16 protein-coding genes are annotated in these 12,802 nt (G+C 38.0%); 8 read left to right on the top strand and 8 right to left on the bottom strand.

Features of this window, described 5'->3' with window-relative positions:
* Positions 1-147: 147 nt before the first annotated feature.
* The 3 genes from AC4G3O_RS03515 to AC4G3O_RS03505 are packed head-to-tail and all read right to left on the bottom strand — an operon-like array spanning position 148 to position 4,077.
* Positions 148-2,163: a metallophosphoesterase gene (locus tag AC4G3O_RS03515; protein ID WP_491135816.1), complete on the bottom strand. Its 2,016-nt coding sequence runs from the start codon at positions 2,161-2,163 to the stop codon at positions 148-150.
* A gap of 38 nt (positions 2,164-2,201) precedes the next feature.
* Complete coding sequence (locus tag AC4G3O_RS03510) at positions 2,202-2,735, bottom strand: AAA family ATPase (RefSeq protein WP_491135815.1); 534 nt, start codon at positions 2,733-2,735, stop codon at positions 2,202-2,204.
* Positions 2,725-4,077, bottom strand: coding sequence for a methyltransferase domain-containing protein (locus tag AC4G3O_RS03505; RefSeq protein ID WP_491135814.1), 1,353 nt, complete (start codon positions 4,075-4,077; stop codon positions 2,725-2,727). The genes AC4G3O_RS03510 and AC4G3O_RS03505 overlap by 11 nt, the downstream gene beginning before the upstream one ends.
* A 211-nt stretch (positions 4,078-4,288) precedes the next feature.
* Here AC4G3O_RS03505 and AC4G3O_RS03500 point away from each other — a divergent pair, with 211 nt between their 5' ends.
* On the top strand, positions 4,289-4,906 hold the full coding sequence (locus tag AC4G3O_RS03500) for a histidine phosphatase family protein (RefSeq protein WP_491135813.1): 618 nt from the start codon (positions 4,289-4,291) through the stop codon (positions 4,904-4,906).
* Positions 4,907-4,948: 42 nt separating this feature from the next.
* On the opposite strand, the gene AC4G3O_RS03495 is transcribed toward AC4G3O_RS03500, so the two are convergent.
* The gene (locus tag AC4G3O_RS03495; RefSeq protein ID WP_306821545.1) at positions 4,949-5,215 is read right to left on the bottom strand and encodes a ribosomal maturation YjgA family protein; all 267 of its coding nucleotides are present in this window, start codon (positions 5,213-5,215) and stop codon (positions 4,949-4,951) included.
* 303 nt (positions 5,216-5,518) lie between these two features.
* On the opposite strand from AC4G3O_RS03495, the gene AC4G3O_RS03490 reads away from it, so the two are divergent.
* The gene (locus AC4G3O_RS03490; protein WP_491135812.1) at positions 5,519-6,238 is read left to right on the top strand and encodes an SGNH/GDSL hydrolase family protein; all 720 of its coding nucleotides are present in this window, start codon (positions 5,519-5,521) and stop codon (positions 6,236-6,238) included.
* Positions 6,239-6,357: 119 nt separating this feature from the next.
* Here the strand turns inward: AC4G3O_RS03490 and trhO are convergent, their stop codons facing one another.
* Positions 6,358-7,323, bottom strand: a complete 966-nt coding sequence (trhO, locus tag AC4G3O_RS03485; protein WP_066107775.1) for an oxygen-dependent tRNA uridine(34) hydroxylase TrhO — start codon at positions 7,321-7,323, stop codon at positions 6,358-6,360.
* A gap of 213 nt (positions 7,324-7,536) precedes the next feature.
* Positions 7,537-8,535: an acrylyl-CoA reductase family protein gene (locus AC4G3O_RS03480; RefSeq protein WP_491135811.1), complete on the bottom strand. Its 999-nt coding sequence runs from the start codon at positions 8,533-8,535 to the stop codon at positions 7,537-7,539.
* A 328-nt stretch (positions 8,536-8,863) separates the two neighbouring features.
* Between AC4G3O_RS03480 and AC4G3O_RS03475 the strand changes: the two genes are divergently transcribed.
* Positions 8,864-9,064, top strand: coding sequence for a cold-shock protein (locus tag AC4G3O_RS03475; protein WP_066107773.1), 201 nt, complete (start codon positions 8,864-8,866; stop codon positions 9,062-9,064).
* 165 nt (positions 9,065-9,229) lie between these two features.
* Here the strand turns inward: AC4G3O_RS03475 and AC4G3O_RS03470 are convergent, their stop codons facing one another.
* Positions 9,230-9,910: a DUF421 domain-containing protein gene (locus AC4G3O_RS03470; protein WP_491135810.1), complete on the bottom strand. Its 681-nt coding sequence runs from the start codon at positions 9,908-9,910 to the stop codon at positions 9,230-9,232.
* A gap of 596 nt (positions 9,911-10,506) precedes the next feature.
* Here AC4G3O_RS03470 and AC4G3O_RS03465 point away from each other — a divergent pair.
* Together AC4G3O_RS03465 and AC4G3O_RS03460 are read left to right on the top strand one after the other, a co-directional pair.
* Entirely contained in the window at positions 10,507-10,674 is a 168-nt protein-coding gene (locus AC4G3O_RS03465; protein ID WP_491135809.1) for an SAP domain-containing protein, read from the top strand.
* A gap of 156 nt (positions 10,675-10,830) precedes the next feature.
* Positions 10,831-11,052, top strand: coding sequence for a hypothetical protein (locus AC4G3O_RS03460; protein ID WP_491135808.1), 222 nt, complete (start codon positions 10,831-10,833; stop codon positions 11,050-11,052).
* 86 nt (positions 11,053-11,138) lie between these two features.
* Here the strand turns inward: AC4G3O_RS03460 and AC4G3O_RS03455 are convergent, their stop codons facing one another.
* A complete protein-coding gene (locus AC4G3O_RS03455) occupies positions 11,139-11,306 on the bottom strand; it encodes a DUF4083 domain-containing protein (RefSeq protein ID WP_491089707.1) in 168 nt (55 codons plus the stop codon).
* 179 nt (positions 11,307-11,485) lie between these two features.
* On the opposite strand from AC4G3O_RS03455, the gene AC4G3O_RS03450 reads away from it, so the two are divergent.
* The 3 genes from AC4G3O_RS03450 to AC4G3O_RS03440 are packed head-to-tail and all read left to right on the top strand — an operon-like array spanning position 11,486 to position 12,791.
* Positions 11,486-11,842, top strand: coding sequence for a VOC family protein (locus AC4G3O_RS03450; protein WP_491135807.1), 357 nt, complete (start codon positions 11,486-11,488; stop codon positions 11,840-11,842).
* A 33-nt stretch (positions 11,843-11,875) separates the two neighbouring features.
* Positions 11,876-12,349, top strand: coding sequence for a GNAT family N-acetyltransferase (locus AC4G3O_RS03445; protein ID WP_491135806.1), 474 nt, complete (start codon positions 11,876-11,878; stop codon positions 12,347-12,349).
* A 28-nt stretch (positions 12,350-12,377) separates the two neighbouring features.
* On the top strand, positions 12,378-12,791 hold the full coding sequence (locus tag AC4G3O_RS03440) for a VOC family protein (RefSeq protein ID WP_491135805.1): 414 nt from the start codon (positions 12,378-12,380) through the stop codon (positions 12,789-12,791).
* The last annotated feature ends 11 nt before the right edge of the window (positions 12,792-12,802 follow it).

Below are 12,802 nucleotides of genomic sequence, written 5' to 3'. Positions count from 1 at the left end.
TCTACTATAACTTTCATTTATATCAACCTATTATACTGCTGAACAGTTGAAACGAAAATATTAATTGTGATAATTAAAATTATTGTTTTACCTAAAGGAAGATGAACCTGTCAATCACAACAGGTTCATCTTCCTTTGTTCTGTATCTTACAGCCTTGGGTCGACCGGGTCTGATTCGAGAGAGAGAGTGCCAAGGACACATTCATGTACGCGTTGCAGAGAATCTCCGTTGACAAAGCGGCGAATGCCTTCTACTCCGAGAACAAATTCACGTAACGCCAATTTTTGTTTTTTGGAGGTGTTTCTATTTTTCAAGCGTGCTAGATTAGCAGGGGATAAATAATCCATCCCATAAATAATCGATAAATATTTTCTGCCTCTTACTTTAATAGCGGGCTGCAACAGCTTACCTCGTTCTTTAGCGATAAAAGTTTCAGGCTTAATGACAATGCCTTCATGTCCTTCCTCAGTCATTTCCCTCCACCATTCTATGACATCTTGCTCGCTCGCCTCGCTATCGATTACTTTAAATTCGGTTTCAATAAAGAATTTGGATAGAGCGGCTAATTCACGATTCATGTGCATATGCCATAGATGCGGTTGGTCAAAGAAAGTTTCCTTGCTGTGGGCTAGGACATGAAAGGGAGCAATCTGAATTTGGTGAATATCCTCGACCTCCCAGCAATAGGTTTCATATACTTTTTTGAAATTCTGCGCATTTGCCAATTTTTCAATATATTCGTTTAGCCAACTGTGGAGTTCGGAATTTGTTGATACGGCCTGTTCCAGCTTGTTTTTGAGAGAATTTCGATCCATGATGGCATTTTCAGCAACATGCGCATATTGGTTTTGGATAAGCTCCTTCGCTTTCAGATTCCACGGCATAATTTCCGCATCCAGCAAAACAAAATCTGTATTATATTTTTCGAAATAGCCATGATTGATCAAATCAGAATGTAATTCGTGAACCACTTTCTCTTCAGTGATGGAGTCAAAGAAGCGTCGGCCTCTTCGCGTATAAATAACACCAAGCGTTTCATATCCAACATAATGAAGAGCGGAGGGCAGATCCTTGAATAGTAATAAAACAGCACGGCTGCCCATATGTTTCTTTTCGGCAATCATCTTTTGAATACCATGATTGCGATAATAATCAATCGCTTCCTTTGGATGCTCTAAATAATCCGGCAGCTGAGAGGGCTTTGGAGTAGGGCTCATGGTTGGCGGAATATAAAGCAATTTCTCTATAGGGATGGTGAAATGCGAAACTGTATCAATGGCAGCCTTCACATGCTCCTTATACAATTTTACTTCACCGAACTCTTCTGTCAGGACAGAATACCCATTTATAAAGCTGCCGATATTAGGCGGATTTAATCGATTCCTTTCCCATTCCATCAAGGGGTTGTCATCGCTGTTTGAATAATCCTGACCGGCTTTTGCGCTGACGAATTTTTCCTCCGGGTAACGGAAGGCAGTAAGTTGGCCGCCAAAAACAACACCCTGATCTATATTTATCGTGTTATTGATGCGCAGGGGCTGAGGTTTCGGATCATGTCCCCATATAATGAGGGGACTGCTGTTATGATTAACAAACCAATCCTTCCGGCGCGGTTTTCCAGCTTCATCAAAGCCATCTGTATCTCCATATCGGCAAAAATCACTGATTTCCTGAGATTGTCTGCCGATATAGTCATCCTTTATCCCGGCGTGAGTACAAACCAGTACAGGTACGTCATTTTGTAAAAACACATAATGGGAAGGGGCTTCTATCAGCATCTTCTTCATCTTATTTTTAAGTAGATTCGTTTCTTCAGAGCCGTACTTGTCTTCAAATTGTTTAAACTCGTCTGCCGTCTGCTCGTCTCCATGCTTGAGGGTAACGTTTCGCCCATCCAGCCAGCGGGCGATTTTCCAGCCGTGATTGCTATCAATCATGTATGCCAATCCATGTTCTATATGACGCTCGAAAAATTGCATTGTTTTTAAAGAGTGGGGGCCGCGGCTCATAATATCTCCAACAGATACAAGCCTTCTACCATCCGGATGAATGTACAAGCCACTATCTTTAGCTTGATAACCCAGCTTTTCAAGTAATTCAATCATTTCCTCATAGCAGCCATGTATATCACCAATTAGATCAAGACCGCTGCCGACCTCCATATATAGCGGATTTTCCAGCCTATGAAGAGAGACTTCTTCTATATCCTTGCATAGATTGCTCGGAAGCCTTCCTTTTTGATAAAACGTTTTTCGCTTTTGAAGGTCTGGTATTGCTGTTTAATTCGGCGTTTTCCTCTTGGCTGCTCGCGCTTTTCATCTCGTTCAAGAAGTGTTTGTTGATCCGTATCCAGTATAAGGGCAATAATCGGCAAGTGGTGCTTCCTGGCAATATCGATATATTTTTTTCGATCATCGGTCTTAAGATGAGTGGCATCAATGAAAGTTAGCTTATTTAACTGACATCTAGCTTCTATGACAGAGTACATGACCTCAAATGCTTTTTTTGAGATGGAATGATAGTGTTCCACCAGATAATCTGCTTCTGTTTTGGAGCGGTTCTTCCAATCTATAAAATCGGTATCCCCAACGATTTTTCGGAAAGCATCTGAACTAACAACCTCGGAAGGGAGGAGTGTTTGATTATTGATTAATTTGGATAACAGAGTTGTTTTACCGGAATTGGACGGACCGACTAAAAGGATAATCCCGGCACTTGGTATGTTAATGTTCATCTGATTGGCCTTCCTTTCGTTTGAAAATGCACATTTGAGTAGGTGAGCCATGCAGTTCATGAATATCGCCAATCTCTTGAAACTGAAGATTATATGGCTGATTGGCCACGTTCATCCAGCACCAGTCCTCAAATTGCTGCCTCGACCATTCGAAGCGATGGTCGGAATGGCGGAAGTGTTCATGTAAGTCATATACAGCGTTGTACTCTTTATTTGGTGTTGTGATCATAAGGGTTTTTGGTCGATAATCCTCCAGGATCATTCTCATGATTTTGGGTAAACGTGTCTCATCAATATGCTCAATGACCTCGCATAAAATCATGCAATCCTTATTCTTTAGACGCTCATCATAATAAAAAAGCGAACCCCAAATCAGTGTGGGAGAGAGGAATCCTACCTTGCCTGCCACTTTTTCGAACCTTTTGATTGCCTGTAAAGTCATATACTCAGATGGCTCGACTGCCAGGATTTCTTTAACTCCATCCAAAAATCCTAGTTTTAGAGAAAGCTTTCCCTCACCTGAACCCATGTCTACAATCGTTTCTTTATCATCAAGTTCACTGACTGTTTTCAGTATTTTTTCATAGCGAAGGGCAGCCAGAGATGGTTTGGATGGAGTTTTTTGCTCCTTATCCAGCTTTTTAGATGCTTCTGTTGGTTCATATAGTTCCTTGAATCGTAATGCTCTTTGTAAAATGAATGACCTCATGGGATGATCCTCAAGCCATCCTTGTCCATAACGTTGAAGCTTTTCAACTTCCTTCTCGTCTATGAAGTAGTGCTTATAATTATCCAGCACAGGGATGAGAACGAACAGCTGTCTTAAAGCATTTTGCAGGGTTGTTAACCCATCCAGGGTGATCATTCTTGCCGATTTAGTTGGGGAGGACGTATTTTTACCATGCGTGATGGCGATTTCAAACCCCAGCGGACTAAATAAACGTTCTATTTCTTGATCAGTTAATTCTGATGAAACAGGTCCAAGGGTAAATTGAAAAGGAAAAGCATGGCTGACCCATTGTCTATATTCCTCTTTTGGCTGTCCATTCAGGGCAGTTCCGAGAGCATTTCGTATAAATGAACAGAAGATACTGCTTACGGCAAATTCACGATCATTTATATAATGTGTAATTTCATATTGATTGGATTGATGATCCAACAGCTCGATTGGATCAGGTGTGACAAATATAGTCGCTTCCACTTCTTTTTCTTCAAATCTACTATAAAAAAGACGAACTAAATGTCCTTTACTGGACCGTTCATACAGGGAGGCTGGGTTTTTAGCAAGCAGATAGGATAAGACTTGTACATGATCACTGGTCGCTTTCATAGTTAATTGCATCGTATCACTCCGATATGGAAAATATTAAAATAATAAACTAATAATACCATTTTAAGCTATGGAGGGTCACATATTAATTCTGGTTCCAAGAGGGGTTTGGCAATGAAGGATAGAATAAATTAAGTGGAATTACTGCCAGGAAAGAATCTGCAAAACTAGCAATGAGGTTCTATACAGAATAGAGTAGCGTTGATTTAGGAGGCTGAGAAATTTGATTACACTCTATATAACCAGGCATGGAGAAACAGTTTGGAATACGGAGAAAAGAATGCAGGGAAGATTAGATTCACCTTTAACAGTAAAGGGTATTCAAAATGCGATTTCACTGAGCAAAGGACTGCTGGATATTGATTTAACAGCTATTTATTCAAGCCCGAGTGGCAGAGCAGCAGATACAGCAACATATATTAAGGGTAATCGGGATATTCCGCTAGCCTTTGATGAAAATCTACAAGAGATTAATATGGGAGAGTGGGAGGGAGAAACAAAAGGAGCCATCGAGGCTGCCTATCCAATCGAGTTTGATGCTTTCTGGAACAATCCCCATTTATATAAGCCTGTAAAAGGGGAAACATTTGTAGAAGTTAAAGAACGGGCGGTGAACATATTGAATCGTATTCAGCATGAATATGAATCAGGCAATATCCTGATTGTTACTCACTCCGTTGTCATAAAATGCTTCTATTCTATTTTCAAAAACACCTCTATTGAGAGCCTATGGGATCCTCCTTTTATCCATGATACGAGTCTTACTGTTGTAAAGATAGAGGAAGATGGTTTTAACATCGTCCTGGAAGGGGATTTATCACATAGACAGATTATTATATAGGATGTCTATATCAGAAGAGGAAAGGTAGGCTGATTGAATTTATCATTTATTTGTTTTAATAGAGTTTATTTTCGACCAATCTATGATTACTGCCATCATAATACCCAGTGTATACCGCAATAGATCTATCCACAGAAATCCCTTACCGAGGATTAAAGCCCCGATGGTTGTGTTTCGTATTTGGTTGATCCATGCTGCTTGATATAACTGGCTGAATTCAATCCCGAAGCTGAATAGGACGCTGAACCAAAAAGCAGTAAATGGTTTCTTTTGAACGAAAAGAAATCGAAACCCAAAATAGACCATCATTGCCTATAAAGCATCTCCGGCATGCTGAGCTACAAAAGTATGCAGGATCGAACTATATATACGGGAAGTTAATCCGAGAATGATACATAGAGTAATGGCTGCTAAATAAAAGAATCTATTTATATGGTTGGTTGGATTCATATTCATTCACTCATTTACTATTTTTTATAACGGCAAATTTTAATCTATAAGAATATAAACATCTATCAAGTAATTTTTGAAATATTCTTGATATAATTAAAGTAACAAAGGATTATCATGCTTTGCAACACAGAAACTACTAAGAGATATGAGGGATGGCCTATGAAATTAATATGCTTTGGTGATAGTTTAACTAGGGGAGTATCCTGTGTTAAGGGTCGTTTGAGAATTTTAAGAAATAATTATCCTGCCTATTTACAAAAGCTTATGTCAGAGGATAAATTGAATCCAGAGATTAGCCGGGCAGAAGTGATCAATAAGGGAGTATTCAATGATAACTCTGATTTACTTTTATCCAGACTTGAAAAGGATGTTATTCAAGAAGAACCGACCTACGTGATTATTGGGATTGGCGGGAATGATTGTGACTTTGTTTGGAAGGAAGTAGCGGCTAAACCGAATGACGAGCATCAGCCAAAAGTGCCTCTATCACGGTATGCCAATAATTTAAAAGAGCTTATTACCAAATTAAAATCAAATGGAATTACACCGGTTTTAACCACGCTGCCTCCATTGGATCCGGCTCGCTATTATCAGACAATTTCCACGCGTTTCGGTACAGAAGTGAGTCAATGGATATGCAAGGTGGGGGGAATAGCCTACTGGCACAGTAAGTATAATCGAACCGTAAAAAATATAGCAGAAGAAATGGATGTATTCCTGATTGATGTAAGGAATGCGCTGAAAAACAGAGGTCAGTTAAAGGATTTAATTAGTGAAGATGGCATTCATCTGACCGAAAAAGGCTATAAGGTTATGGCGGCTGAGATTTATGATAACTTAGGTAAGCTAGCCCCGCAAAAAGTACTGCAGGAACAATAATTTTGGTTATTATGAAGAATTCGAGAGCGGAATAAGGTGATTATAATAGCCGCAGATGAAAAGTTATAATCGTATAATTAAAAGGAGACCTCTCAATCGAAAGGTCTCCTTTAATTATATTACTCAGCTGAAATTAATTCTAGTTTACGCAGTCTTTCTGCAACCTCTTCCTCAGTTAGGTTATGCTCTACAACATAACGATTGCGAGGATGTACACGACATTCATCCGTGCAGCTGCGCATATATTTATGCTCATTTTCTTCACTGCAAAGAATTTGATCGTTACATTCAGGGTTTGCACAATTAACGTAGCGTTCACACGGTTCACCATCGAAGTGATCTCTTCCGACGATCACATGTTCTACTTGGTTAATTGGAACAGCGATTCTTTCATCGAATACATACATTTGTCCATCCCATAATTGACCTTGTACTTCCGGATCTTTCCCATATGTGGCAATCCCGCCATGGAGCTGACCGACATCTTTAAATCCTTCTCTTACTAACCAACCGGAAAATTTCTCACAACGGATTCCGCCTGTACAATAGGTTAGGACGCGTTTTCCTTCAAACATTTCTTTATTATCACGAACCCATTGAGGAAGCTCGCGGAACGTTTCAATGTCCGGCTTGATGGCGCCGCGGAAATGTCCAAGTTCATATTCATAGTCATTACGCGCATCTAAAACAATTGTGTTTTCATCCTGTAAGCCCTCGAAAAATTCTTTTGGGCTCAAATACTGTCCAGTTAATTCGTTCGGATTAATATCATCTTCTAAAGATAAATGAACAAGCTCAGGGCGTGGTCTCACATGCATTTTTTTAAACGCATGACCGTCCGCTTCATCTATTTTAAATACAATCCCTTCGAATTGAGGATCGTTCTTCATCTTATCCATATAAGCATTTGTTTGTTCCACAGTACCGGAAACCGTACCATTAATTCCTTCTTTGGCCACAAGTATACGGCCTTTCAGTTCAATCCCCTTACAAAATGCAAGGTGTTCTGCCGCGAATGCAGCTGGATCTTCAATTGGAGTATAAAAATAATAAAGCAAAACTCTGTATGGTTTGTTTTCTGTCATGGTTCTTACCACCTATTTTTTAATATTTGCAAGATACGTATTCAAAAGGTGATTTTTAGATACTTTTCTTACACATCAAAACATTATAACAATTGTTAGTAAAATGTGCTAATTAAACAACTTATTTCCTCTGGAAAATAAAGAGATAGGTGGTTAGTGCATAAAAAAACACCAATTCTTCTATTGAAAAGAATTGGTGTTGAATAGAGTTCTTTAATCCGGGAAAACAACGATTGTTCTGCCGCGTGCTTCACCTTTTAGAAGGACAGGAAATACATTTGGCAGTTCTTCGAGCTTTACTTCTTGCTGGATATGATTCTCATACTGATTGAGCTTTAAATCCGTAGCTAAACGTTCCCAAATTTGTTGGCGTGTATTCATCGGGCATTGTACAGAATCAATGCCTAATAAATTAATCCCTCTTAATATAAATGGGAATACGGAGGAGGGAATCTTCGTGCCAGCCGTCAGTCCGCTGGCAGCAACAGAACCGCCATATTTAATTTGGCTTAAAAGAGATGCTAAAGGTTCCCCGCCAACAGGGTCAACTCCAGCGGCCCAACGCTGTTTCCCTAAGGCGCGAACCTTACCGTTGTATACTTCATCCCTTGAGATCACATTCGCAGCACCGATGGATTTTAAGTACTCAGCTTCCTCTAATTTTCCTGTGCTGGCTTCAACGGTAAATCCGAGTTTTGCTAAGAAGGAGACCGCGAAACTGCCAACGCCTCCTGTAGCTCCAGTAACAATCACAGGACCTCGATCAGGAGTTACCTTATTTTCCTCCAAACGCTGGACGGATAAAGCGGCGGTAAATCCAGCTGTACCAATGATCATTGCTTCTTTTAGAGTGAGCCCTTTTGGCAATGAGACAACCCAATCAGCAGGAATATAAGCATATTCCGCATATCCTCCATCACGGGATACACCGATTTCGTAGCTTGTGGCAATTACCTCATCTCCTTCCTTAAAGCGAGTGTCAGTCGATAAAATAATCGTACCTGCTAGGTCGATGCCTGGTACCATCGGGTAGGAAGTCACAATATTTCCATTCGGAATTGTAGCTAGGCAATCCTTATAATTTACACCTGAATATTTTACTTTTATGAGAACTTCGCCATCTTGTGGGGTATGTAACGGTTTTTGTATAAATTTGATTGCTGTTTGTTCATCCTGTTTATCTACGATTAACGCTTTATAGCTTTGATCCATTATTCTTACCAGCTCCTTTTCTTCACTATATACCATTATATAATGAACGTTGAACCTTCTTTGTAAAAGTGATTTTTGATGATTTGTTTTATTTACCATCGCTTTAATAGGTATAATCTTGCAAAAGAGTTTCAAAAAAATCATGATTTGAAGAAAAATTTAAAAATAATTGAGGTAATCGTTTGCACTTCCGTTCAGAACCTGTTATTATTAGGTAGAATTATTTTTGTTTGATGCGGTTGAAAGTTGAACAATTATTGTCGTCTTACGATCGAAAAGCAAGGATAGTAATACAATTGTGTGTTAGCACACTAGGAGGCAACAAAAAATGGAACATGGTAAAGTAAAATGGTTTAACGCAGAAAAAGGTTTCGGATTTATCGAGCGCGAAGGTGGAGACGATGTATTCGTACACTTCTCAGCTATCCAAGGTGAAGGTTTCAAAACACTTGACGAAGGTCAAGAAGTTACTTTTGAAGTAGAACAAGGTCAACGTGGACCACAAGCTACTAACGTTCAAAAAAACTAATCTGATCGACACATAAATAAAACAGATCCTGGTTACAGGATCTGTTTTTCTTTTGTCTAAGCTTTGTTTGAATGAGTATTATTAGTATGTATTTCCTGAGGATTGAGAATTAAATTGTACGGAAAACTATCTATCTCTACTAGAAAACGTTTATACACAGCGTTTTTATTTAGGTGAAATGTGTATCCCTTCATCACTTTTCCACTCAGCATAAAAAATGCTTTTTAAATCAAAACCTTTATTATTCAACTCACTAATCAACCAATTTTCGTCAAATCCACATTCTGCTAAATTATCACGTATAATTTCCCCATCGCTAATAAGGGTTCTCGGTAGCAGGACTTGTTTTTCCGTAAGGTTTAAATCCTCGATTGTTGGATTTTTATATTTAGACTTCAGAGCGATACTTATTTGACCATTATATTCTAATATTGCAAATTCAACTTCTCTTACAGAAAAGATACTTTTTTGCCGTAACATGCTTAATAGTTGATGTAGATCCAACCTTGCTTTTTTGACGGCTTTATAATCAATTATGCCATTTCTAATGAATAGAATTGGCTTCCTCTGAATGAAAAATCTAATCTTTGTAAACTTAAGCGTGGCATACTCTAAAATAATCATTAAAAAAGTCCATATTCCAATTGCATATAGATATTTTAAAATACTTACATTATTTTCATAGATGATACGTCCTAAAAAATCATCGAGCAATAGAATAAAAACAAAATGAATTGGTGTTAATTGAGAAATGGAGGTTCTTCCAGTTAAAATGAGTATGATGTTTATAGATATAAATCCAACCAGTACCTTTATTGCTATTAAGCCTAAACTTATCTCATCCACGTTTCTATCCTCCAAAATTCTCACACTGCAGTATTGTTTATCTTCTCATTATAAAAAAGCATAGAATATGCAAATTAGCTATTGCCTGTAATTGCTAATCCAAGATGGTTCTATGGCATTATCCATTATTCATAATATAAAAGTAGAACATTATACAGCTGAGAGAATTAGTGTAACAGGCGTGAAATGTAAACCATATTAAAACGGGTAGATATACTGGGATATTCAGAAATGAATTTCGGGGGATTAATCCAAGGTGGTTTAAACCTTAGTATATCAACTTCTTTTGTGCTGGTATAAGGTAGATTAGTGGAAGAAATAAAAATGCCCTGCTCAAGGCGAAGAGAGCAAGGCAATTGAAACAGTAAAGCATAAAATAGTATAACAGTTTTAAAGGTTGACTAGATTATAGCATATAATTAAAATCGTGGCTAATATATTTCTCCTGTTAATTTTAGTAAATTCGTTTTTGTCATGTACGTTGCTAAATAAGTACTAGTTTTCTATAATTAAATGGATATATATGGAGGTGGATTATACTGAGACCTAAGCTTACTAGAAGTAGTAGTGTCCAAAGTTTTAGAGATTTTTATTGGTTGAAGGAAGAGCTGCAATCATTTTGCAGAGAAAATGGACTTGCTGTTTCAGGCTCAAAGATAGAGATTTTCGATCGAATCGAAACCTTTCTTAAAACAGGAGAAATAAAAAAGCCGATTAGAAAAGTAAAGGCCTATGTGAAACCACAAACACCCGAAAAATCTTAAGCCTCGATACAATCATCAAAGAAAATCACCGTTGCAGTCAAGAAGTAAGAGCATTTTTTCAAACGGTTATTCCTACCTTTCATTTTACTACCCACATCCAGGAATATTTTAAAAGGCTTTAATATTTTTGAACCGGAAGATTATGATGGTTCAGGCATGGGTTTCGGCTATTCCTATGCTGGTATTCTTGAAGAAAATGAAACAGGAGAATTCACCATCTATTATGATTTAGGCGTTGAAGAAAAAACAGAGGAAGTTCTTCCAGTACCTTCAATAGACAAGATAGAACATTTAAAAGAGAACGCAATGGAGGCAACTTTAATTGTATCCTTGGGCAAAGAAGAAATAACTCGTTTTGATTTGAGTAAAAAGAAATAATAGCTGTCTTGGTAGTGTTTAGTTAGTAATAGCTTTATAAAATGATCCCGCAAAGAAAAACATAAAGGCCCGGTTTATAAACCGAGCTAATTTTTAGATGATTGCCCTGACAGTTTATCCAATTTACTTTCAATTCGATCTAGCTGTTCCTTCCGTTTTTTTGAAGAACGAAAGAAAGATACAATTATAACAATAAAAAAGACAACAACTAAAATTGAGATTAACTGAAAAATGATGTCACCGATGTTCAACATAAAATCCACCTCACTTTAGAATATTATACCATTTTTGCTTATGGGTTTTTTCCTCTTAAGGTAAGAATCTATTTAGTTAAGAGTAAATAAATCATTTATCACCTATGTGTGTGTTGCCCTCAGAAATTCTATATAAAATTTTTGCAATATTATGAACTATTAAAGGAGGTGAAATATTCTTGGTAGCTGAAATGACGTATCAGGTCCGTGTGGCTGATTTTGAACAAGGCAGGAAATGGTATGAAGTATTTTTGAACAGGACACCAGATCTTGAGCCGCATGCTGATTTTGCAGAGTGGGAGATAATTCCCGGGGGCTGGCTGCAAGTCGCTAAAGGGACACCGGCAGAAGGAAGTGGTCCGCTTCGGCTTGAGGTTACATCTATAGAAAAAGAAAGACAAAGAATGATGGAAGAGCTGCATATTGATTTTTTTGAAATCTACTCCCGTGAAGAAGTACCGGTTAAATGGGCCACATTTACAGATCCATGGGGAAATCGTTTAGGCTTCTTTGAAAATATGAACGAAGAGATGTAGCAACCTAAATACAATTAGATAAGAGGCAAAAATATGGAGTATTTATTAAGAAAACGTACCGAAGAGGATATAGAGGACTTTTTATCATGGACGTACGATGATATGTATTCGTTTTACGATAATTCAATTCAGCAAGAAAAGATAGATAGTTTTAGGCAAAGTGTGCAAAAAGAACGGGAATTATCGGTAGTAAATGAATGGGGTGAACTTGTAGGTAACTGCGAGTTTTTTGATGTAAGCGATGAGGATGAAGCGGAGATACTGGCAGTTGGAATTCAGATGAAGCCATCTATGACTGGAAAAGGACATGGCCCTGCTTTCTTCCATGCCATTGTGGAGCAAGGGAGATCCCTTTTTCACTATGACCATTTAGAGTTGTCCGTAGTGGACTTTAATCACCGGGCCATTAAAGTGTATGAAAGAGAAGGATTTCAACAAGTGGGAGAATTCATGAATGACATAAGAGGAGAATCATATCGATTTATCATTATGGCGAAGGATTGGTAATGACCAGATTGATTACAGGGAGGATGGCATGAAAAATAAGTTAATAAGAGTTGGTACATTTTATATTCCTGTAAAGGATGTTAAAGAGTCTTCAGCATGGTATGTAGATAAGCTTGGAGCAGAATTAAGCTATAAAGATGAGGATAAATCGATTATTAATCTTGCAAATCAAAGTTTTTTCCTTGTTCATGCACCAGATGGCGAAAGTTCTAATTTTATAGACAAGCATGAAAGTGAACGTTTTTCGATTACCTTTGAAGTAGATGGATTGGAAAAGTTAACAGAGCTTCATATGGAATTAACGGAGAAGAATGTAAGGGTAGGTGACATTGAAGATCGAGGGCACCCAGGAAGGAATTTTGTTTTTTATGATTTAGATGGTCATATATTTGATGTCTGGAGTGAATTAAGTCCAAGATTTAAGGACAACTATTCGCTGTAAGTCGTTATCTT

It is taken from the genome of Bacillus sp. z14 (2026), from assembly GCF_058313575.1.
The sequence above is the reverse complement of the archived record's forward strand: the minus strand, read 5'-3'. Positions and strand labels throughout refer to the sequence as shown.